Origin of the sequence: Nocardia sp. NPDC058519 (genome assembly GCF_042719755.1) — a bacterium.
Classification (GTDB): Bacteria; Actinomycetota; Actinomycetes; order Mycobacteriales; family Mycobacteriaceae; genus Nocardia.
In genome coordinates this window covers 1-19,174 of sequence record NZ_JBHXNK010000044.1, presented here as the reverse complement: position 1 = coordinate 19,174, position 19,174 = coordinate 1, and the positions used below count along the sequence as shown (strand labels likewise).

Below are 19,174 nucleotides of genomic sequence, written 5' to 3'. Positions count from 1 at the left end.
TCGGGTCGGTAGCTCGATCTGCGGGAGTGCAAACCAGTGACTGTTGCCCCAGAAGTGGGCAAACGCCGGACTGTCACACGGCCTCCTGCGCCGAGCCCGTGGAGACGGGAGCGTCGGGGTAGCTGAGGCCGAGGTTAGAAAAAACCTCCATCATCAACGCCTCGAGGTGCTCGACGCGGACGCGGAGTTGGTTGAGCTCGTCTGCGGCGTCCTCCCCACCCTCTTCCGGCGGTGAGGGTTCTCGGACGAAAGAGCCGACACCGTGGAAGGTTTCGACCAGGCCTTCGTTCTGGAGCTCGTTGATTGCGCGGGCGACCGTGTTCAGCGCCGCGCTCCACTGCTCCATCAGCTGCGCCTTCGTAGGCAGCTGGTCACCGGGGGCGTAGGAACCGCTCGTGATCTTGGCCCTGAGCTCGTCGGCGATCAGGGCATAGCGTGGCTTGCTCACCATCTAAGAGTAAGTCTCCTTGCGTCACTTAAGTCAATCACTAGACCATGATTGACTCTATCAGCTCACTCTGATTCACTCAGATAGACACAACGTTTGAGTTGAAGAGGAGGACGTCATGGCAATCAGGCGCGAGGGACGGTGGCTTACCGCCCAACGGTCTGCACACTGCGCATTCGAGGTGGCGCCGGGCAAGTTTCGGATCTCCCTTCGGCCGGGGGTGTTGGTATCGGCCCGCGCGGCGGTGGCCGGCCTGACGCTCGCGGAGATCGCAGCCAAATGGGGCCGTGGTCTGTGGGTGGACACCCCCAACACCCGCATGGCGTGGGACATGATCGGCGTCCAAGCCGATGTGCTGGGCCTGGACGCTCTGGACGCCGTAATGCGCAGCCACGCTGGCGAAGTGCCTGCGGATGCGGCCGTTCTGGTGGTGCCGGCATGAACGTTCCCACCAGCTGGTCTCGCGATATCTGGCGTCGCGCAGCAACTCCCACCATCCCCGCGGTGCACGTCGTCGCCGGGCACATGGTCAGCGAGGCGACCGAGCACCACGCCGACTTCGTCGGCCAGGACCGTTGGGTCGTCGATTACCTGCCGGGCCGCCACCTGACCCGCGAGCAGGCCACGGCCGCGATGCAGATCGCCGTCGCCCCGGACGAGCCCGAGGTCGAGAGGTGGTCTGCCGCACTGGGATTGACCGCTGCTGAGGCACTGGGCTACATGGCCATGCCGGTGGGGGCGTGACCGCGATGAAGCAGTTCACCACCACCAAGGATGTGCAGCTCGCCGTCGGCCAGCTGTGGACCGACATCTACCGCGACGGTGCCCGCGTCCTGCTGGTCACCGATTTCGCCGAGCCCACCACCGACGCGAAGGGCCGCGCCCGCTGCCAGGTCTCCTACCGGGTGGTCGTGCGTGACGGTGCGCAGACCACGTCGGCACGGGTGCAGAAAATCGACGCCGACCGCTTGGCCGATCCGAAGCTCTACGCCCTGGTCACCGACCCGAAGCTGCTCACTTGGGTGCGGGGAGTGCAGGCATGAACCGCTACGTCGACATCTACGTCCCGGTTGGGCCCGGTGCGGGCACCAGCAACCCCATCGGGGCAATGGCCGCAGGATTCGGCGCGGTGGTCGCGCTGGCGGTGCTGGTCATGATCGCGGTGACCCTGGCGTTCCCGAGCCACCGCCACCCCGACGCACCGGTGCAGGTCTCCACCGTGCCGACGCCGACCCGTGCGGTGTGCGCAGCGTTCTGCTCTGCCCCGGCCGGGGGTGAGCAGCGATGAGCGTCGAAACCCCGCGCGACCCTGCGTTTTCTGCTGACCGGGCCTGCAACACCGTGCCGACGAATGTGTTCTTCCCGGGCCCGTTCGACCTCGACACCCTCGACCGCGCGCAGCGCCTGTGCGGGGGTTGCCCGGTGCTGCGCCAGTGCGCGAGCTGGGCGGGCCCGCTGGTCGCGGACCGACTGCTCACCGAAGCCGTCGTGGCCGGTGTGCTGACGCCCCCGCTGACGGGCAAGCGCTACGCCGCGGCTCGCGCGGCGGCCGTCGATGAGCTGGCCGCGATCGCGGCCGGTGACGTGAGCGATCTAGGAGGTGCGGCATGGACCGCCGCGTGAAGGACCCCGGCTCCAGCACAACCTTCGACGAGTGGAAGGAACTGATCGCTGTGGGCGCTGGCGCAGGACTCACGGTCGCGACCCGCACGAGCATCACTCTCGGTGAGGCCCTCTATGCCGATGTGCAGCAGCAGAACGTGCCGTGGAACCCGATCGCGCTGGCGATCAACCTCGGCACCGGACAGCTGCAGTGGACCGGTGCAGCGACGGGCGGTGCGGTCACTCTGGCTGCGACCGTGGTTGCGGGCGCGGTCGGGTCGGTGTGGGGTTGGCGTGCCGCGTGCCGCAAGTGCCACGAGGTTTCGGCCCGCCGTGTGCAGCGCCGAGGACAGCGCGCCGAGGCCAAGATCGCCCGCCATGCGGTCGATGCGCAGGCCCGCTACATGGCCGACAGCAGGGAACTCGCCGACCTGACGCACTCCTCGGTCGCTACCAAGGCCGCGCAGCTGGGCGTGCAGATGGGTGCCCAGGACGCCCCCGGTGTGACGGTGGCGCGCAACGTGGTCGGCGGCGCGACCATCTACGGCAGCTACGAAGACCTTCACCTCGACATCTGGGGTCCGCGCTCGGGCAAGTCGACCTCGCGCGTGATCCCCGCGGTCGTGGAGGCCATCGGCGCGGTCGTGTGCACCAGCAACAAGCGTGACGTGGTCGACGCGACCCGCACGATCCGTTCCGAGCGCGGCGACGTGCACGTGTTCGACCCGCAGGGCGTGGCCGAGGAGCCGTGCACCTGGTTCTGGGATCCGATCGCGTGGGTCGCTGGTGAGGACGGTGGCACCGGTGCACAGGTGCGGGCGGCGATGGTGGCCGCGCACTTCGCCTCTGGTGGTGACGCAGACTCCCGGGACGCGTTCTTCGATCCCGAGGGTGAGGGCCTGCTCAGTGGGCTGATCCTGGCGGCCGCGCTGGCCAAGCGCCCGATCACGCAGGTGTTCGCGTGGGTGACCAAGCATTCCGAGCAGGAGCCGATCGACATCGTCGGCGATGCCGGATACGACCTGGTCGCTGGTGCGCTCTCGGACCAGTACAACGCCCCCGACAAGCAGCGCAGCGGCATCTTCTCGACGGCCAAGAAGATGGCGTCGTGCTTGCAGTACGCGCACGTGCGCCCGTGGGTGTGCCCGCCGGCCAAGGGTGAGCGCCACCGCCGCGAGTTCAAGGTGGACGAGTTCGTGCGCAGCCGCGACACCCTCTACCCGCTGAGCAAGGAAGGCCCCGGTAGCGGTGGCCCGCTGGTGGCGGCGATGTGTGAGGCGATCACCCACGCCGGTGCCCAGCTCGGCACCCGGTACCCGAATGGTCGGATGCCGGTTCCTCTGCTGGTGGTGCTCGATGAGGCCGCCAACATCGTGAGATGGCGCGACTTGCCGAAGCAGTACTCGCACTTCGGATCTCGCGGCATCGTCGTGATGACCGTGCTGCAGTCCTGGGCTCAGGGTGTGCGCTGCTGGGGCCCGGACGGGATGTTGGCGCTGTGGTCGGCGGCCAACATCAAGGTGCTCGGCGCCGGTCTCGACGACGCCGGATTCCTGCGTGACCGCTCCGAGCTGATCGGCCCGCACTACGAGCTGACGACGTCGACGTCGAAGTCGCGCGGTCAGGGCCAGGGCTCGAAGTCGCAGTCCGTGTCGACCTCGCGCACCAGCGAAATCACCCTCCACGCCAGCGATCTCGCCGCTCTGCCCAAGGGCAAGGTCGTGGTCTTCATCAGCGGTCACCGCCCGATGCTCGGCGCCACCGTGCCGTGGATGGACCGCCCCTACGCGCCCCAGATCCGCGCCGCCCTGGCCGATCTCGCCAAAAACGCACAGCCCCCGGCACGGCCGCAGCTGTTCGCCGTCCCCAACCCCCACCAGGAAGGCAAGTCCGCATGACCACCACCGAAAACACCACCACCGACACCGAGCCCACCGACACCGATGCTGAGCAGGCCGCTGCTGTACTCGGCGGCGTCGACCTGACCGAAGCGCTCTCGGGCGCGGTCCGCAAAGCGGTCAACGCCCAGGTCACCGCCGCCGCCAAAGAAATCGCCACAGGCGCGATCAACGACTTCCTCACCAAGGACGTCATCGCGACGATGCGCGAGACCGCACTGCTGGAAGCCGAAGCCGCGGTCAACCCCGACGCGGCCGCCGCTGTCGCCGCCGTGGCCGAACCCGAACCTGAGCCCGAACCCGAGCCGGAGGAGAAGCCACGCCAGCTGCACCACGCTCGCCTGGACCTGTTCGTCGAGAAGTACATCGCCCACACCTACCGGCGTGAGGTCTCCCGGAAAGGCACCGAGGGCAAGATCCGCTGGTGCCCGCAGTGGTGGGACCACGCCGAGGCCGTGGGCCGCCTGGACGCGCTGTGGATGGCCTGGGAGGAGATGCGCCTGGGTGAGGGCTCGGAGATGGCGGCCTGGTGGACCCAGTTCGCCGATCCGCTGATGGCCGCACTGTTCGACCCCGAGGGCGTGTTCAAGTACTGCAGCGTCGCCGACGGGCACCGGCCCTCGATGAAGGTGCTGCCCACCGTGCCCGCGCCGCAGGGTTGGTTCCAGGACGGGCACGCCCACGATGTCGATGTCGAGCCCGGCGTGACGGCCTCGGGGCTGATCCTGCCCGCGCCGTCGACCGGCCGGGCCCGTGTGGTGGTCGCGATCGATGAGTTCGGCGAATGACCAGCCAGCCGCCCCAGGGGTCGTGGGAGAAGATCACCGCCGCGCTGGAGTCGAAAGTCGGCCCAGGGCGGACCTCGGGTGCTTGGACGCAGTACTGCTGCCCCAGCCACGAAGGTGACGGCCGCGCTCACAAGCCGTCATTGGGCGTCAAGTACGACGACCGCCAGCACCGCACGGTGGTGCGGTGTTTCGCCGGTTGCGAGAACGAGCACGTCCTCGAAGCTGTCGGCCTCGAGGTTCGCGATCTGTTCGACCGGCGCCTGGACCGCGCCGCTGGGCGGGGCCGTAGCGCATATCGGCCCCGCCCGACCCAGCGGCCGGCCTCGCGCTCGGATCGTGCTCTGCAAGCAGCCGGTCTGCCGCCCAAGCAGCCCACGAAACCCGATCTGGGGCGTCGTCTCTCGCCGTGGAAGCAGGTCGAGACCTACCCGTACCTGCGCGCCGACGGCACTGTCGCCGGTGAGGTCTTCCGCAAGGAAGCCCAGTTCGAGCGAGGGCGTGACAAAGACTTCGGGCAGCGCCGCTGGAACCCCAGCACCGGGGCGATGGAGCCAGGCGGATTCGAACCGCTGCCGTACCAGCTGCCGCAGCTCCTCGAAACCGTCGCCGAGGGCGGCGTGGTCTACATCGTCGAAGGCGAGAAGGACGCGCGTTCGGCCGTCGCGGCGGGGTTGACCGCGACCACCAACGTTGGTGGCGCCGTGGCCTGGACCGCCGAGCACTCCCAATGGCTCGAAGGCGCGAGCACGGTCGTGATCGTCGCCGACCACGACACCGCCGGATACCGGCGCGCCGACCGGGTCATGTCGACCTTGCAGGGCCTGGTCGGTCGCGTGCGGGTCGTACAGGCCGCCACCGGCAAAGACCTCACCGACCACCTGATGTGCGGCCACGACATCAGCGAGCTGGTCCCGATCCCACACCTGGACCCCTACACCCCAGGCCCCGCGGCTGTTGCCGCACAGGCCGTTTCCACTCCCGCAGCCGAGACCCCCGCCGTCTCGGCTGCCCCATCTGTCGACCCCGCAACCCCAGGAGAAACCGTGCCCGAATACCTGCTCGCCACCTCTGGTGATGTCCCCCAAACCCACTCCGACGAAGTCGATTCCATCGGTGCGAACTGGTCGGCATTCATGCGGCTGTTCATGCAGCAGCTGACCGAGATGGCCCGCAAACAGGCGGAAAAGCGCGCCCACGCCGAACGGGTCGCCCGCGAGAAGTCCGAGCGTGAAGCCGAAGAACTCGCCGTGCGCCACGCCACCGAGCGCAAGGCGGTGGAGGTGCGGTTGAGCAAGCTCGCCGACGCCGGCCTCGGCAACGCCTCGCGAACCCAGCTCGCCGAGGCCATCGTCGACGCGGCTGCCTGGCGCGACGATTCCCAGGTTGCCGCCCAGGTGATGACCCAGCTCAGCCACCAGGTGCAGCAGCGGTTCGGCATCCGGATCGATCCGGTCACCGGTGAGGTCGCCTCCGAGACTGCCGCCGAGGCCGCCGGGGGTCTGGCCAGTGCGCTCATGAGCGCGGAGTCCGACCGCGCGGCCGCGGCCCGCCTGGTCACCGCCCAGAAGCGGATGGTGGAGCTCGTCGCGAACACCCAGGTCGACGAGGACCGCAAAGCCGAGCTCTACGCGGCGATCGAGACCTGGCGCTCCCACCCCAGCGCCAAGGCCCTGACCGAGCTGACCAAGGTCATGGACGACAAAGGTGTGCCCGAAAAGGTCCGCACCCAGGCACGTTTCGTCGCCGTCTACATCGGCCGCCCCGGCGATGTGGTGCCGATGGCCGATCTCGCCGCGATCCGCGCGGTGCAGCCCACCGCCGAGCTGCGCAAACTGCCCGAGGCGCTGGTCGACCCCGGCGAAGAGGTCAAGCCGCGCGTGGATGAGCTGTTGGCCCGCTTCCAGGACCGGGTCAAGCTCGGTGCTCCGACCGAGTCGATCCGGACGCGGCTGAGCGAGGCCATCGCGGTGATGACCCCCGAAGACCAGGCCGCCGCCCGTGATCGGGGTCTCGCGATCACCAAGGCCCCGACCACGGAGTTCCCGGCGCTGTGGCCCGACCACGTCGACCGCGACGAGCTGGCCACCAAGATCCGCATGTACGCGACCCTCGCCCCGCAAGCCGAGCTCGCCGCCGGTAAGGCGTCCGATCTCGACGACGCGGCCGCGTCCGGGCTGATGCGCCAGGCCGCCAAGCACCGCGGCGCCATCACCAAGGCCCTCAAGTCCGGCAAGGGATTGCACACCTACGAGCGCGACCAGATCAGCGCGGTTATGCGCGACATCGAGGCCGGGAAGACCCAGACCCCGGACATGCTGTTCGCCGATGACCGGTCCGCGGCCGCCGTGGACGCCGACCGGGCCACCCACATCGCCCGTGACACCAGCTACGCCCACCGCCGCCAGGCCGAGCAGATGCTCAAGTCGAATATGGCGCCCGAGGGCACTGTGCGGCGGGCCCGCACCGAGCTCGGCCGCGTGATCGACGCCCAGACCGAGCTGGGTCGGGGCCACGGCACCCTGCCCGACTACGAACGGCTGGGCCTGGACCAGCAGCTCGGCGCCAAACTCGCCGCCGTCGGCGTGCCCGAGCCGCTGCGCAACAAGGTCGCGAACCACTTGGACTCCGCGGCAGGGGAGTCGGCGAGTGCGGGCAAGTCCGCCCAGCGCATTGCCGACCGGTGGGCGCAGCGCCGCGACGCGGTCGTAGTGGCCCGCTCGGTGGCCGGTGCGGCCGCTGGTGCAGCGGGCCCGGACTACGACAGCCACGAACGTCGCGCGGACCTCGAACGTGACGTTCGTTCAGCTGGGGTCAGTGAGGACTCGGTGGCCCAGCGGATGGCCGCCGATGCCGGGCGTGCGCGGCCGCCGAGTGCGGCAGTGCGCAACGCCCGTGGCGGGCAGCGCCGTACCTCGCCCGGTGCGGGTGTCTCGCGCACCCAGCACCGCGGCAAGGGACGTGGCCCTGAAAAGGGCTTGGGCCGATGAGGTTTCCCCGATGACAACGCCTGACGAGCAGCCCGACACCTACCCGTGGCGGGCTGCTCCGCCCCACCTGATGACCCGCCGCCAGCTGCGCGCGGCAGGCCTGGCCCCCGGCGGCGCGCAACCCGTCGCCGTCATGGTCCGCGAGACCCGTCGTCGCGGGCGCGGTCGCCGGATCTGGGCCGCACTCTTCGACTCCACCCAAGCCCCACCCAAGCGTGTGGCCACCCCCGCCCAGCTCACCGCCGTCGAGAAGGCGGTCCGGGGCCGCAAGCTCCGCGCCGCGCAGCGGCGTGGCCTCACCGAGGCCGACCTCACCCAGACCGGCGATCCAGGGCCGGGCTGGACCACCGATTCCCCACCCACCGAAAAGGAAGTCCCCATGAACAACGACCAGAACACACAGGATCTGCTGCGTAAGGCCGCCGAGCTCGTCGTCGACGCACAGTTCGGTAGTACCTCGATGCTGCAGCGCAAACTCCGCATCGGCTACGCCGAAGCATCGGCGGTGATGGACAGACTCGAAGAGCAGGGCGTCGTCGGCCCGAACCGGGGCTCGAAAGCGCGCGATGTGCTGATCACCGGCGACCGATTCGACCAGAAGGACGCCGAGCTCGCTGCGATCGGCGCCGACACCGCAGCGCTGGCGGCAAACGGCCGGATCGACACCGCGACAGCGGCACTCGTCGCCGCGGCGATCAACGGCGAAGACCTCGCAGGCCGTGACTTCGCCACCGAATACGAGTTCGGGGTCGACGCGATGACTGTGCACGAGCGCGCCAACGAGCTGGAGACCGAACTCAACACCGCCCGTCGCGGACAGAACTCGACCGAGATCGCCACCGCGCGTGAGGCCCTGCTGGAACACTTGCATCTCTACCGCAGCGAGATCGCAAACGACCAACACTGGAGCCTGTACTACTCGCGAATCGACCACCGGGACGGCCCTGAGCCGGTCGGCCACGGGCAGCGTTTGGCGCGGCTGCACGTCCTGGTCGCGGTCAACCGCTCCCGAGAAGACCGCGAACGTCGAGATGACCGGCTCGCGAGCGCTGCACGAAAGGGAGCGAGCGAGGAAGACCTCGAGGTCGCTCGTTCGGCCGCGCGTACCGGCGCCGAAGCGCGCATGGCACAGATCCCCTGGCACAACCCCGATGCGTGCTCGATGCTGCTGGGCGAGGCGCTGACCTGGCGTGAGGAGTCCCCGCTCGCGGCCGAGCGGGCCGACCAGCTCATCGCCTCCTACGCCGCCTCGTGGGGTGTGATCGTCGACCCGATCACCGGATCGGTGCGCATCGACCCCGGCCACGACGCCCCCGCGCGCCAGGAATACGCCGAAGCCGCCGCCGTGTGGACGCGCGAGCAGGCGGCGGTGGGTGCCCTCGCCGCGGCCCCGCTCACCCCTGCGGGAAAAGCGGCGGTGGAGGAAGCGTTGCAGCGTTGGTCCGGCGAAGAAGTTGACCCACAGGCACCCCGGACCCACATCGACACCCAGGACGAGCGGCGCGCACGGCTGGGCGCCGACCTCGACGAGGCCAAGCTCAGTGAGTCCGACCGTGCCATCGTCGATTTCACGGTCGATTACCTTCGCGGCGATACTCGCGACCTCGATCTGCTCGACACTCCGGTGTCGGTCGATCCGGGTGTGGAGGCCCGGGGCCGGATGGGTGCGCTGCTGGCCCGCTACGCCGGTAAGTCCGCCTCGGCCCAGCTCGTCGCCGAAGACCTGGCGGTGATGAGCCCGCCTGACCAGGAGACCGTGCGCGCGATCGGGCGTGCGATCAAGGCGGGGGAGAAGCCGGACCTGGACCCCTGGCCGGAGTTCGTCGACCGCGAGCAGCTGCTCGAAGCAATCCAGATGTATGCCACCGACGCCGAAGAACAGCGCATGGAGGCCGATTTCCTCGTGGAGGAGGACTACGACCACGACCAGATCGGGGTCAGCGACGACATCGGGGAGCGGATTCTGCGGATGGCCCTCGCGCGGGATAACTTGCGCGGCATCGCCGTTGAGGGCAAGGGCCTCGCCCCGATCGAGCGTGCCCAGCTGACCGCGGTGCTCGACGACATCGACATCGGCTACATCTCACGCCGAGAGCAGCTGCCGGAGATGATGTGGGCCGACGAACGCACCAAAGTCGACCTCGATTACCTGCGCAGCAGCGACCAAGCCGCACAGGTCAAGCGCGGTTTTGCCGAGGCGGTGACCCGACAGGTCGAAAGTAGCGGTGCACAGCCGACCGAGAAGGCCGCCTCGGCGGTGCGGGCATCGGTCCGGCACATGGGCGACACCCTCTACAACGTCTCCTGCGGCATGACCGAGGGCGTGGACAAGGCACGCGAGGCGTTCATCGCCCAGCGCACCGAGCTTGGGCGCCACCTTGTCCAGGCTGGAGTCGGTCCCGAGAGCATGGGCGCGATCCGTGCCGACATCGACACCACCGCCCGCCAGGCCGGCGCACTCGGGCAGACCGCTCACCAGCGCAGCAACCAGTGGCAGGCCCGCACCGAGCAGATCGTCACCCAGCGCAACGACTCACTCGCCCAGCAGCAGGCCGCGGCCTCCGCGCGCGGCTCTCGTGGTGGGCGAGCCAGCAAGTCGACCGGCAGCGACCGCGGCAAGCCGACCAGCAACCCCGCCCCAGCCCGAAACCATGCGGTCGCGGGCCGTCGTCAGCTCCACACCCCCGAGGTCGGCCGGTGACAGAGACCGTCGATCTCTACGTCATCGCCCGCCTCGATAACGGTGACGCCGCAGCGGACCTGTACAGCTGCGAGGTCTACTACGACGCCCACGACGGCACGTTCCACGGTCGCACCGTGGCGAGCTGGTGGGAGCCGGTGCGTCTGGAGTCGACAGCGGTCGCCAGCCTCGACGAGCTGGACCAGGCGATGAGCCGCGCTGGGTACACCCGGGTCGGCGGGTGGCGAAAGCGCGTCACTTCTAGCGGTGCGGTGCGGTATTTCGCCGATGCCACCACCGGCATCGAGGAGCTGTAGCCACAGTCTGACCTGGCAATATGAGGAAGCCCCCACCCGAGCGGAATTCGGGTGGGGGCTTCCTCATATTGCCATCGGGTGCGCGGTCAGGCGCTCGGGACGTGTCATAGCTCGCGGATATCGTTGCCGCGCAACGTGACTGCACGAGGAGGGGACAACGATGCGGAATCGACCACGTATCGAGCGCAAGCCGGGGGAGCTGCGGTTGTGGGTGACGATGCCGTACGACCCGACCAAACCCAACCGGGGGTGGATGCAGGAAGTGCTCGGCGGCCGCAAAGACCTGGTGTGGAACAAGGAGATGAAACGGTGGGAGGTCGCCCGCGACCATCTGAAGACGCTGATCGCCGCGTTGGCCGAACGCTTCGGTGAAGTCGAAGTACTCCTCGAGTACAACACCACCGAGCAGTGCACCCCCAGCTGCAAGAAGGCGACAATCCCGGTGTGGGAGTGCACCTGCAAGTGCCTGGGGGAGTACCACGGGGGGCGAGGTGAACAGCGAGACTGGATTCCGGTTGGCCCACATCGACTGATCTCGAAAACCGAGAAACTGGTGCACTTCGTCGTCTGTCGAGGTGACATGCCCGCGCCAGCGCCAGCGGCACCGGTCCGTACGAGCACGCTCGTACCGCCGTCATCGCTGGTGACGCCCCCGACTCGGCCGCCCGCGACAACAGCACAGCCGACCCCGTCGACACCGGTGCCGACACCACCGAGTCCGGCGCCGACAGCAGCTCCCGCACCGCCCGGCGCCGACAGCAGGGAAGAGCTGCCGCCAGGCTGCGGGATCGTGATGTTCGCCTTCGCCGTTGCGGTGTTCTCGCTACTGGCGTTGGGCATCAGCCCGTGGTTCTGGATCGGCTCGGTCCTGACGGTGCTGGTCGGATTGGCCTCGTTTGTCGACGGGCGCGGGTGGTTGTGATGACCAGCGCTCAGGCCGCGAAGTCGAACAGCGTCAACTCGGCCGCGGCCGCGGCGCGCTGCTCGGACCGTTCACGCATCGCGCAGGTGGGCCCGATGCCCTCGGCGATCGACTTCGCCGACAGCAGCCATCCGCGGCAACGGCGGCAGTGACCGACCAGCCTTACCTCGGGTCGGTCATCGGAATCGGCCACGTCGTTCTCCTCCGGCCGGTCAGCAATCGTCGACCCACCATCGCATGAGGCACCGACAAGCTTGCCGCGATTAGCACATACGTTCGAGTAGAATGGCGTCCATGATGGTGGGCGACTTAGTCAGGATCGGTGCAGGCGGCACCTCGCAGTTTCGTGTGGTCGAGGTCGACGACACCCACGCCCGCATCCTGGCCACGCTCGATGCGCCGGGGTCGTACGAATTCCCGATACGGCTGGCCGATCTGACCCCGTGGACTGAGTGACCGCGATGTCCGCCGGAGCTGGGGACGAAGTTGCTCGGACCGAAGGCACATCCCCGCAGCCCAAACACCCGCACGCGCAGGGGCACTACGCGAAGACCGTGATGAAAGCCCCGAAGCCGGTATGGGTGCGCTTGGACGCCGTCGCGATCCGCGATCCGGGCACGCCCCGCCACGTCAACGGCGCCGGAGTCGATATGACCGGGGAGCGCCCCGGCCTGCTCACCCACTGGATCCCCACCTACTCCGGTGAATGGTTGGGCCGGGTCACGTACTCGATCACCTACGCCGACGGCCGAGCGCCGCTGCAGCTGACCGACCAGCTCGTGCCCGGCTACGCGCTGCGTCCACGACACGACTGAACCAGGGAATCCGGGTAGGCGCGGCCGCGGCCGCGCCTATCGTCGAACGCCATGACAGAGCAGCCGATACCGCTGAGTGAGGCCGTTCGTGTGCTTGCAGCGTGGGAACGAGAACACCCGCACGAGGCCGCCGCTGCCCGCGCCGAGAATCGCGCTCACGTCCTCGAGGTCGAGGCCGAGCAGTACGCGCACGAGCTCGCCGAACAGCTGTGGCAGCAGCGCGGCGGCGTCGGGGACGGTCCCACCGACAACGATCGGGCCGAGGCCGATCGGGCGGCGCTCACGATCTTGAAGCAGGCCCTCCGAAATCCGGAATGAGCACCACCGCAGCGTGATTCGATCCAGCACGCGCCCACCCTGAACCCATCGAATGCCGAAAAACCTTGCGCCCAGTCCGTTTCCGCAGGTCAACGTGGAATCCGTTTGTGTCGGTGGGTGGTGATAGACCTCCCTACGGTTCGGCGAGCGCTCGGCCGGACGAGTTCCACTTCCCCCGCTCACGAGGGGCAGGGGTCGCATCTGACGTTCGGGAAGGTTTCGACTTGATCGGCATTGGTGTGTTCGTGGTGATGGTTATCGTGGTGGCCGGCCTCGCAGGAGGAGCCGGATTCATAGTGGGGCGCGGCCGGGCTGCCGTGGCCGAGGAACAGGCACGCAGCTGGAGGGCGGCGGCCGAAAGGATGCAGTCCGAGCGCGATACCGCGGGGGAGCAGGCTCGCCAGGAGCGGGACTCAGGCGTGGCGCAGGCGCGGTGCGAGCGTGATGCCGAGGTCACACAGGCGCGGTCCGAGCGTGACGCGGCGCTCGCGCAGGTCCAAAGTGAGCGGACCGATGCGGAAGGGCAGCTCGCGACGCTGCGTGAGCAGCTGCAAGACGCGGCGACCAAGCGCACAGCCGCCGAGACCGAGCTCGTGGCGCTGCAGCAGCGCCACGCCGAGGATCTCGCGGCGCTGCAGGAACGCCATGTCGGGGAGCTCGCGCGAGCGCACAGTATGCACACCGACATGGAGGAGGCCAGCGCGCGGCTGACCACGGCGGCATTGAATTCGGCGGGCGAAAAGTTGGTCAAGCAGTTCACCGATATGGCCGAGCAGCGGGCGCAGGCAACCGCGCGGGAGTTCGACAAGCGGGAGAACTCCTTCGACGAGCTGGTCAAACCCACGGTGGAACTGCTCAAGACCACGTCGGGGCAGGTGGCCGAGCAAATGACCGAACTGGTCAAGCAGAGCAGCGTCGCCCAGGCCGAGTTCCGAGCGCAGGCCAAGCAGGTGAGTACCGACCGAGACTTGGTGGTGAAGTCCACCGGTGAGGTGCTCAAGGAGGTCGCACAGCTCAAGAACGTGTTCCGCAAACCGGAAGCTCGCGGTCAGTGGGGTGAGCAGGAGCTGCAGGCGGTCGTCGAGGCATCTGGGCTGGTAAACCTGATCAACTACGACGCCCAGCCCACTTTCGGTACCGACGACGGCAGCCAGCGCCCCGACCTGGTGGTCAAGATCACCGCCGATATTGCCGTTGTGGTCGACGCCAAAGCACCATTCAACGCACTGATCCAAGCCTCCGAGGCCGAGGGCGAGGACGAAATGCGCGAAAGGCTCGCGGTGCACGCCAGACACGTCCGCACCCACATCGATCAGCTCGCCGCCAAGCAGTACTGGCTGCTGCCGAACAAGTCGCCGGAATTCGTCGTGATGTTCGTGCCCTCGGACGCGTTCTTGTACGCGGCGTGGGAGCACGACCGGGGGCTGTGGGACTACGCCGCGCGCAAGAACGTCATCCTTGCGACCCCGACCAGTCTGCTGGTGATCCTTCAGTCCGCCGCGGCGGTGCTGCGCTACGACAAGAGGGTGACCAACGCGCAGGCCACCGTGGATACCTGCAAAGAGCTGGTCAAACGCCTGGCCAAACTCGCCGATCACGTGGCGACGATGGGCGGGCACCTCGGCAAGTCGGTGCAGAGCTTCAACGCGGTGGTGGGCTGCCTGGAGAACCGAGTCCTGCCCCAGGGCCGCAAGGTCACCGAGCTGCAAGGCGAGGAGACTTCGATCCGCGAGCTCGAAACGGTCGATCTCACTGTTCGCCAGGTGAGCAGCGCTCGCGCCGAGCTCGACGACGACAGTTCGACAGCTGCCTGACCCTCGGGCCGAGCTGGCGGCCGCCGTTGGTGGAGCCGCCAGCTCGCGCCGAGAACGACGACGGACCAACAGGTTCGGGTTCGCAGTCGGCTGAGACGCTGGGTGCCATGACCCAGCTCGCGAGCGTGGGTCACAGCGTCCCCAGAAACACCAGGGCGGCATCGACTAGGCGGCCGACGACTTCGCCGGTCACCGCGTCGGCGGCGAGAAGCCCAGCGGCTACGAGCAGGCGCCGGTTCCAGTCGCTGCGGGGTGAGCGGTGCTGCGGGGATTCGGCCGGAGACGGTTCAGCAGGTGTGCCGGTCGGCGGGTTGTTGGTCATGGTGCGGGACCGTACGAAACCGGGGTGCAACCGGCCGGTGCGTCGATATCGGTCGACACGCCAGACGATCCGTCGGTGGTCGGTATCCCTTGCGGTGGAGCTGTTTTCGTTCATGCCTCCAACCGTGGTGTACCGGTTTTTGCATGTTTCAGTCCTATTGGTCCGGGCTGGTGAGCGTGGATTCGGCGGTCCCGTAGCAGATGAATCGGCGACTGTTGCAGTCTGTAAATGCAGGTCAGCTGCCGAAGAGGGCGGTCCGCTCTTCCTCGGTGAAGTTCATCAGAGCTGGCGCGGCCCAAGGCTGTTTGCGGTAGTCGATCCATTCGCCGGCGCGGGTCTCGCGCAGCATCGCCTCGCGCCACCGGGCCTTCTCCGCGTCAGGCAGGTCGGTGGCTTCGAGCTCGCGTACCTTGTCCGCGCGGCAGGTGATCGCCCATGGGATTTGCTTGGGAGCACCGGTGAGGTCCGGCCAGCCCGCCGCCTCGGCGGCCGCGGCGTTGGCATCGTTTACGGAGTCGTAGTCGCGCATGGATCCAGAGTGCGCTCAGGCACCGACATCTCCGAGTCCGCGCGTACGCGAAAGGTGGCCGGACCCATACGGATTGGCCTCACCCACGCGGCCCGTGCCTGGCGCTGACTTCAGCATCTTTCCTCCTGAGAGAACCCCAGTGGATACCGTTGCCGCGCACCGACAATTCACCCGAAGGGATCGACGTGATGCTGTGTAACCACGTGCCGGACTGGTCTCTCCAGGCTGTCATCACCGGGCACGACAGAAACTCCGACGTTCTGGTGATCCCGGTATGTCAGGACTGCGCTCTCGTGGTGGCCAACGAGATCGTGAAAGCGACCGGCCTTCCGGTCACCTTCCGGCGCTTCAGCCCGGGTGATATCGCCTCGAAGGTCAGTTGAGTCGACCGCGGGCTCTGCGTAGCTCGTAGACGTGGGCGCGGTCTTCATCGTCGTCGAGTCCTCGGACCTCGCGGTCGACCAGGCGCATCTCCGCGCCGAGCAGCTCGCGGTCGATGGTGGTGCAGTCGGGCAACTCGAAGTTCGACTCGGTGCAGATCCAGCTCCACTTGTCGATGCCGAACGGTGGCACCGTGGCGATCAACTCGCACACCGGCTGAGCGGGACGGTAGCCCTGGTCGATCAGCTCTTGTTCAGCGTCGGCCCAGTCCTGGTGTTGCTCCGGTGTCCAGTGCGCGCGCGGGTCCGCACCCCAAGGCAAGTCGCGGTGTTCTGCCCTATCGTTCATATCGTCCTACAGATCGTTAGCTGGTCAGCGGCGGTTGTTGCGGTGGCGGGTGGTCGAAGCCTGGCGCACGGTGGGCTTGGTGTCCATGCCGCCCAGCGTCGTGTCGATGTCGCGCAGCCCCTCGGCTGTGCTGACCGCGTCGGTGATCCGCCCGATCAGCGCCAGGAGCTGGTCGCGTTGCTCAAGCACCGTGCGGAACTCTTCGAGCAGGGTGGGCTGGTGAGGCTCGTGCCGGTCCAGACGCAGGCCGCGCTCGGCCAACGCGGCGTCGATCGTGGCCATCGTGCCTACGCCGAAAGCAGGAAGACAGTCCAGGTCGTGGTGGGTGTAGGTCACCAGATCGCCGAGGGTGAAGATCCCCTCCCGTCCAAGCATGTTCGCCACACGAGGACTGAACATCGTGCCCAACTGGACTGTCGCCAGGTCCTTCGGCGCGGTTGCCTCGCTCATACGCATCACCGTAAACCGTGGTCGCGCAGTCGAGTTCGGGATTTCGGGTACAGGCTTGCTCTACTCGGCGGGTGCGTGGTCCTGGAACATCGGTATCGATCGGCGATTGAACCAGTCCTGAGCGCCCTGCTTGCTCATCCCCAGCGCGGCACCGATCTCGCTCCAGCTCTGCCCGTCCGCACGGGCCGCGATGATCGCCCGGTGTCGGTCGCCGGACAGCTGATTCGAGGCGGCCTCGGTGGCACGCAATACGTGCAGGGCGGTCACCGGTGCAAGTCGGTCGAGCTCACGGCGGAAGACCTCGCGCATCTCGCCCACGGTGAGGGTGAGCCCGGAGGCACTGTCGTAGGGCTCGTCGTCGGGTCTGCCCTCAGCCTCGGCGAGGCCGCGCTGGGTCGCTCCGATGACGTCGTGGGTGTGGATGAGTGCGGCGAGGTGGTCGAGCCGCTGGCGCTCGATGAGGCGGTCGAGGTCGGTGTCGGCGGGCAGTGGCAGGTTGGCGTCGATTTCCATAGGACAAGTTTACTTGACGACAAGCTAACTTGACGATGTTTCGACAAGTTTACTTGACCAGATCCTCGCGCCTCCAGCGCTTCTTTTCGGCCAGTTCGGCCGCAACGGTCAGGGACGTGCAGCGTTGACCTCAGTGACACGGCTGGCACCGGCGCACCAGTCCCGTGCCTGCGGTGAGACATAGTTGAGAAGGCTCAGGCAGTCGGTGAGGCGCGCTGGCACGTTGACCTGCAGCAGGTTCTCCATGTGCGCAACCCGGTTGCGCAGGGTGACCAGGCGGTCGAGCCGGTCGTGGACCAGCACCTCAGCTGGGGTGGAGAGGATCTGGTTCACGGAATTTCCCCCAGCCCGCGGGAATGCGCGAACCAAGGCGTTATTCCAGAGATTCTGCAGACCGACCTTTTTCGGCGCCGCCGGCGGCATGAGTGTGCGCCACACGCTGAAGGACAGCTGCGCGACGACATCGTCATGGCTGATCGCAGCATGCTTGCGTGGATGCCCCGGGTCGCGCGCCGCTCGGGCGTATTCGGCGTGCTGGGTGGCCTTCTGCAGGGCCTTGCGCACTGCACCGGCCAGTGGGGGAGCCGGATGCAGCGCCCATTCCCGGGTATAAGGCGTGCCTTGCGGATCGACGCCACGAGACGCGTTCCAGGTCTGCAACTGCAGGTCGATAGCGTTCCGGACGAGGATCTCGACGTTTGCGAGTACCTCCTGGAATGCTGCGGCGAGCTGGGTGTTCCACTGGTACAGCGCCAGGGCGCGTTCGTGGTCACCATTTGCCTCGATGAGGTAGGGCTCGAGGCGCGGCTGGCTGATGTAGCGGGCGACAACGGCGGTGACGGTGCGCTTGGTGGACACGGCGCGGGGGGACATGCGGTGTTCCTCACTGAATGACCACTGCACACCGCAGCGGATGAATTCTGGGCTGATTTGAGCTAGAGTGGTTGCGATACGAGAACCAGGAGTTCTCGCTTTTACATGGGAACGCCCCGGAGCCAGGTGCTCCGGGGCTTCTTTTGTTCGGGGACTGCTGCCACCCCAGGCGTCGTCATGAGGAAACCGTAAGCGTGGTGTCAAACCCGGTGGTGCGGAATGAGTTATGCGGGTGGCTCGTACCCGGGTTCCGGTAGTAACTGCCGAAAGATCAACGGATATGGGCTTGGCCCACATAACAGGGCCGCTTCGCGAAGGGGCGCGAGGCTATCGCGGCAAGTCAGCATGGGCCCGTTATCCCGGGCCCGAAGACGGCCGCGTAGCCGCTCCAGATCCTCGACGATCGCCTCTGTCCTCCGGATCGTCACCGAGCCGATCGCGGTGTCGGCCATCTCGACGACGTATGCGTCGAGATGATGTGGACATCGTCGGGATCGAACCCCTCGTGCCCCAGCAGGTTCGCCGCGGCAAGCGGATCGACGAGTTTCGCGGCGGTCTCATCCATCTGGCCAGCATGAGCCACAGCAGCGACACCTCGACGTGGATCCGCCCGCGAAGCGTGCAGTTATCTGGTCGGCCGGGGTGTCGGCGGGCAACAAACCTCAATCGGTGCTGTCGAGAATCAGTCGGGTCGCTTCGTGTGGTGCGTCCCATTGCGGAAAATGACCGCACCGCTCGAACCAGTGCAGCACCGCGTCGGGGAAAAGCTCTATAGCACGTGTGGCCTGTCTCGGCACGGTCACCAGGTCACGACGACCCCAACCGATCGTGACCCGGCCGGGCACTGTGCCAGCCGGTGCCCCCTGTTGCACGGGGCCCTTGGTCAGCGCGTCCATGGCAGCGCCAGTCGCCGGGGCGTCGGCCAGCCCGCGCACGTCCGGCAGCACGGTCTCGCGCGAGAGTGCCCAGGGCCGTGCCGAGAACTGCGCCAGCAGCAGAGTCCTTCCCACAGAGCTGCCGAGCAGTGCTGGCAGCATGCCGCGCAGCGCTCGGACCAACGCGATCGACGGCCGCAGCGTGGCGCCGAAGACGGCGACCTCGCGCTCGCTCCAGAAGCCGCCCGGGTCCAATGCCACGGTGTCGCCGCCGATGCCCCGCCGCGCGAGCTC

26 protein-coding genes are annotated in these 19,174 nt (G+C 67.7%); 16 read left to right on the top strand and 10 right to left on the bottom strand.

The window, feature by feature from the left end; translation table 11 throughout:
* Positions 1–73 precede the first annotated feature (73 nt).
* Positions 74–448, bottom strand: a complete 375-nt coding sequence (locus ACFWPK_RS31925; protein WP_378922131.1) for a GntR family transcriptional regulator — start codon at positions 446–448, stop codon at positions 74–76.
* A 118-nt stretch (positions 449–566) separates the two neighbouring features.
* Between ACFWPK_RS31925 and ACFWPK_RS31920 the strand changes: the two genes are divergently transcribed.
* The 11 genes from ACFWPK_RS31920 (at position 567) to ACFWPK_RS31870 (ending at position 11,642) form a co-directional block, all read left to right on the top strand.
* Positions 567–890, top strand: a complete 324-nt coding sequence (locus ACFWPK_RS31920) for a hypothetical protein (RefSeq protein WP_378922130.1) — start codon at positions 567–569, stop codon at positions 888–890.
* Positions 887–1,192 (top strand): hypothetical protein, encoded by a 306-nt coding sequence (locus tag ACFWPK_RS31915; protein ID WP_378922128.1) that lies wholly within the window; start codon positions 887–889, stop codon positions 1,190–1,192. Before ACFWPK_RS31920 ends, ACFWPK_RS31915 begins: the two co-directional genes overlap by 4 nt.
* Positions 1,189–1,491, top strand: coding sequence for a hypothetical protein (locus ACFWPK_RS31910; RefSeq protein WP_378922126.1), 303 nt, complete (start codon positions 1,189–1,191; stop codon positions 1,489–1,491). The genes ACFWPK_RS31915 and ACFWPK_RS31910 overlap by 4 nt, the downstream gene beginning before the upstream one ends.
* Complete coding sequence (locus ACFWPK_RS31905) at positions 1,488–1,736, top strand: hypothetical protein (protein ID WP_378922124.1); 249 nt, start codon at positions 1,488–1,490, stop codon at positions 1,734–1,736. The genes ACFWPK_RS31910 and ACFWPK_RS31905 overlap by 4 nt, the downstream gene beginning before the upstream one ends.
* On the top strand, positions 1,733–2,071 hold the full coding sequence (locus ACFWPK_RS31900; protein ID WP_378922123.1) for a WhiB family transcriptional regulator: 339 nt from the start codon (positions 1,733–1,735) through the stop codon (positions 2,069–2,071). Before ACFWPK_RS31905 ends, ACFWPK_RS31900 begins: the two co-directional genes overlap by 4 nt.
* Positions 2,056–3,948, top strand: coding sequence for a type IV secretory system conjugative DNA transfer family protein (locus ACFWPK_RS31895; RefSeq protein ID WP_378922121.1), 1,893 nt, complete (start codon positions 2,056–2,058; stop codon positions 3,946–3,948). The genes ACFWPK_RS31900 and ACFWPK_RS31895 overlap by 16 nt, the downstream gene beginning before the upstream one ends.
* Positions 3,945–4,736: a DUF4913 domain-containing protein gene (locus ACFWPK_RS31890; protein ID WP_378922120.1), complete on the top strand. Its 792-nt coding sequence runs from the start codon at positions 3,945–3,947 to the stop codon at positions 4,734–4,736. Before ACFWPK_RS31895 ends, ACFWPK_RS31890 begins: the two co-directional genes overlap by 4 nt.
* On the top strand, positions 4,733–7,723 hold the full coding sequence (locus ACFWPK_RS31885; protein WP_378922119.1) for a toprim domain-containing protein: 2,991 nt from the start codon (positions 4,733–4,735) through the stop codon (positions 7,721–7,723). The genes ACFWPK_RS31890 and ACFWPK_RS31885 overlap by 4 nt, the downstream gene beginning before the upstream one ends.
* Positions 7,724–7,733: 10 nt before the next feature.
* Positions 7,734–10,424 carry an RRQRL motif-containing zinc-binding protein gene (locus tag ACFWPK_RS31880; RefSeq protein WP_378922117.1) on the top strand — a complete coding sequence of 897 codons (2,691 nt, stop codon included), beginning with the start codon at positions 7,734–7,736 and terminating at the stop codon, positions 10,422–10,424.
* Positions 10,421–10,720, top strand: coding sequence for a hypothetical protein (locus ACFWPK_RS31875; protein WP_378922115.1), 300 nt, complete (start codon positions 10,421–10,423; stop codon positions 10,718–10,720). Before ACFWPK_RS31880 ends, ACFWPK_RS31875 begins: the two co-directional genes overlap by 4 nt.
* A gap of 160 nt (positions 10,721–10,880) precedes the next feature.
* Positions 10,881–11,642, top strand: a complete 762-nt coding sequence (locus tag ACFWPK_RS31870) for a hypothetical protein (protein ID WP_378922113.1) — start codon at positions 10,881–10,883, stop codon at positions 11,640–11,642.
* A gap of 10 nt (positions 11,643–11,652) precedes the next feature.
* Here the strand turns inward: ACFWPK_RS31870 and ACFWPK_RS31865 are convergent, their stop codons facing one another.
* Positions 11,653–11,835 (bottom strand): DUF6011 domain-containing protein, encoded by a 183-nt coding sequence (locus tag ACFWPK_RS31865; RefSeq protein WP_378922111.1) that lies wholly within the window; start codon positions 11,833–11,835, stop codon positions 11,653–11,655.
* A 101-nt stretch (positions 11,836–11,936) separates the two neighbouring features.
* On the opposite strand from ACFWPK_RS31865, the gene ACFWPK_RS31860 reads away from it, so the two are divergent.
* The 4 genes from ACFWPK_RS31860 (at position 11,937) to rmuC (ending at position 14,589) form a co-directional block, all read left to right on the top strand.
* On the top strand, positions 11,937–12,098 hold the full coding sequence (locus tag ACFWPK_RS31860) for a hypothetical protein (RefSeq protein WP_378922109.1): 162 nt from the start codon (positions 11,937–11,939) through the stop codon (positions 12,096–12,098).
* Positions 12,099–12,199: 101 nt separating this feature from the next.
* On the top strand, positions 12,200–12,457 hold the full coding sequence (locus ACFWPK_RS31855; protein WP_378922107.1) for a hypothetical protein: 258 nt from the start codon (positions 12,200–12,202) through the stop codon (positions 12,455–12,457).
* Between the two features lie 51 nt (positions 12,458–12,508).
* Entirely contained in the window at positions 12,509–12,775 is a 267-nt protein-coding gene (locus ACFWPK_RS31850; protein ID WP_378922106.1) for a hypothetical protein, read from the top strand.
* 224 nt (positions 12,776–12,999) lie between these two features.
* Positions 13,000–14,589 carry a DNA recombination protein RmuC gene (rmuC, locus tag ACFWPK_RS31845; RefSeq protein WP_378922104.1) on the top strand — a complete coding sequence of 530 codons (1,590 nt, stop codon included), beginning with the start codon at positions 13,000–13,002 and terminating at the stop codon, positions 14,587–14,589.
* A 130-nt stretch (positions 14,590–14,719) separates the two neighbouring features.
* On the opposite strand, the gene ACFWPK_RS31840 is transcribed toward rmuC, so the two are convergent.
* Both ACFWPK_RS31840 and ACFWPK_RS31835 read right to left on the bottom strand, forming a co-directional pair.
* Positions 14,720–15,025 carry a hypothetical protein gene (locus ACFWPK_RS31840; RefSeq protein ID WP_378922102.1) on the bottom strand — a complete coding sequence of 102 codons (306 nt, stop codon included), beginning with the start codon at positions 15,023–15,025 and terminating at the stop codon, positions 14,720–14,722.
* A gap of 121 nt (positions 15,026–15,146) precedes the next feature.
* Entirely contained in the window at positions 15,147–15,440 is a 294-nt protein-coding gene (locus tag ACFWPK_RS31835) for a hypothetical protein (protein ID WP_378922100.1), read from the bottom strand.
* 149 nt (positions 15,441–15,589) lie between these two features.
* Between ACFWPK_RS31835 and ACFWPK_RS31830 the strand changes: the two genes are divergently transcribed.
* Positions 15,590–15,823, top strand: a complete 234-nt coding sequence (locus tag ACFWPK_RS31830) for a hypothetical protein (RefSeq protein WP_378922098.1) — start codon at positions 15,590–15,592, stop codon at positions 15,821–15,823.
* Here the strand turns inward: ACFWPK_RS31830 and ACFWPK_RS31825 are convergent.
* From ACFWPK_RS31825 to ACFWPK_RS31800, 6 genes are all read right to left on the bottom strand, one after another.
* Positions 15,816–16,169: a hypothetical protein gene (locus ACFWPK_RS31825; RefSeq protein ID WP_378922096.1), complete on the bottom strand. Its 354-nt coding sequence runs from the start codon at positions 16,167–16,169 to the stop codon at positions 15,816–15,818. The two genes, ACFWPK_RS31830 and ACFWPK_RS31825, sit on opposite strands and share 8 nt — an antisense overlap.
* Before the next feature lie 24 nt (positions 16,170–16,193).
* Complete coding sequence (locus tag ACFWPK_RS31820; protein WP_378922094.1) at positions 16,194–16,619, bottom strand: DNA-directed RNA polymerase subunit alpha C-terminal domain-containing protein; 426 nt, start codon at positions 16,617–16,619, stop codon at positions 16,194–16,196.
* 60 nt (positions 16,620–16,679) lie between these two features.
* Positions 16,680–17,132 carry a hypothetical protein gene (locus ACFWPK_RS31815; RefSeq protein ID WP_378922092.1) on the bottom strand — a complete coding sequence of 151 codons (453 nt, stop codon included), beginning with the start codon at positions 17,130–17,132 and terminating at the stop codon, positions 16,680–16,682.
* Positions 17,133–17,240: 108 nt separating this feature from the next.
* Entirely contained in the window at positions 17,241–18,005 is a 765-nt protein-coding gene (locus ACFWPK_RS31810) for a hypothetical protein (protein ID WP_378922090.1), read from the bottom strand.
* A 424-nt stretch (positions 18,006–18,429) separates the two neighbouring features.
* Positions 18,430–18,570 (bottom strand): hypothetical protein, encoded by a 141-nt coding sequence (locus ACFWPK_RS31805; protein WP_378922088.1) that lies wholly within the window; start codon positions 18,568–18,570, stop codon positions 18,430–18,432.
* Between the two features lie 97 nt (positions 18,571–18,667).
* A partial coding sequence (locus ACFWPK_RS31800; protein ID WP_378922086.1) for an alpha/beta fold hydrolase occupies positions 18,668–19,174 on the bottom strand: 507 nt, incomplete at its 5' end.

Bases quoted from the DNA above. Each gene is read 5' to 3' on its own strand.
- ACFWPK_RS31920 (WP_378922130.1), top strand. From the start codon at position 567: ATGGCAATCAGGCGCGAGGGACGGTGGCTTACCGCCCAACGGTCTGCA.
- ACFWPK_RS31915 (WP_378922128.1), top strand. From the start codon at position 887: ATGAACGTTCCCACCAGCTGGTCTCGCGATATCTGGCGTCGCGCAGCA.
- ACFWPK_RS31905 (WP_378922124.1), top strand. From the start codon at position 1,488: ATGAACCGCTACGTCGACATCTACGTCCCGGTTGGGCCCGGTGCGGGC.
- ACFWPK_RS31900 (WP_378922123.1), top strand. From the start codon at position 1,733: ATGAGCGTCGAAACCCCGCGCGACCCTGCGTTTTCTGCTGACCGGGCC.
- ACFWPK_RS31895 (WP_378922121.1), top strand. From the start codon at position 2,056: ATGGACCGCCGCGTGAAGGACCCCGGCTCCAGCACAACCTTCGACGAG.
- ACFWPK_RS31890 (WP_378922120.1), top strand. From the start codon at position 3,945: ATGACCACCACCGAAAACACCACCACCGACACCGAGCCCACCGACACC.
- ACFWPK_RS31885 (WP_378922119.1), top strand. From the start codon at position 4,733: ATGACCAGCCAGCCGCCCCAGGGGTCGTGGGAGAAGATCACCGCCGCG.
- ACFWPK_RS31880 (WP_378922117.1), top strand. From the start codon at position 7,734: ATGACAACGCCTGACGAGCAGCCCGACACCTACCCGTGGCGGGCTGCT.
- ACFWPK_RS31870 (WP_378922113.1), top strand. From the start codon at position 10,881: ATGCGGAATCGACCACGTATCGAGCGCAAGCCGGGGGAGCTGCGGTTG.
- ACFWPK_RS31860 (WP_378922109.1), top strand. From the start codon at position 11,937: ATGATGGTGGGCGACTTAGTCAGGATCGGTGCAGGCGGCACCTCGCAG.
- ACFWPK_RS31855 (WP_378922107.1), top strand. From the start codon at position 12,200: ATGAAAGCCCCGAAGCCGGTATGGGTGCGCTTGGACGCCGTCGCGATC.
- ACFWPK_RS31850 (WP_378922106.1), top strand. From the start codon at position 12,509: ATGACAGAGCAGCCGATACCGCTGAGTGAGGCCGTTCGTGTGCTTGCA.
- ACFWPK_RS31840 (WP_378922102.1), bottom strand. From the start codon at position 15,025: ATGAACGAAAACAGCTCCACCGCAAGGGATACCGACCACCGACGGATC.
- ACFWPK_RS31835 (WP_378922100.1), bottom strand. From the start codon at position 15,440: ATGCGCGACTACGACTCCGTAAACGATGCCAACGCCGCGGCCGCCGAG.
- ACFWPK_RS31825 (WP_378922096.1), bottom strand. From the start codon at position 16,169: ATGAACGATAGGGCAGAACACCGCGACTTGCCTTGGGGTGCGGACCCG.
- ACFWPK_RS31820 (WP_378922094.1), bottom strand. From the start codon at position 16,619: ATGAGCGAGGCAACCGCGCCGAAGGACCTGGCGACAGTCCAGTTGGGC.
- ACFWPK_RS31815 (WP_378922092.1), bottom strand. From the start codon at position 17,132: ATGGAAATCGACGCCAACCTGCCACTGCCCGCCGACACCGACCTCGAC.
- ACFWPK_RS31810 (WP_378922090.1), bottom strand. From the start codon at position 18,005: ATGTCCCCCCGCGCCGTGTCCACCAAGCGCACCGTCACCGCCGTTGTC.
- ACFWPK_RS31805 (WP_378922088.1), bottom strand. From the start codon at position 18,570: ATGGATGAGACCGCCGCGAAACTCGTCGATCCGCTTGCCGCGGCGAAC.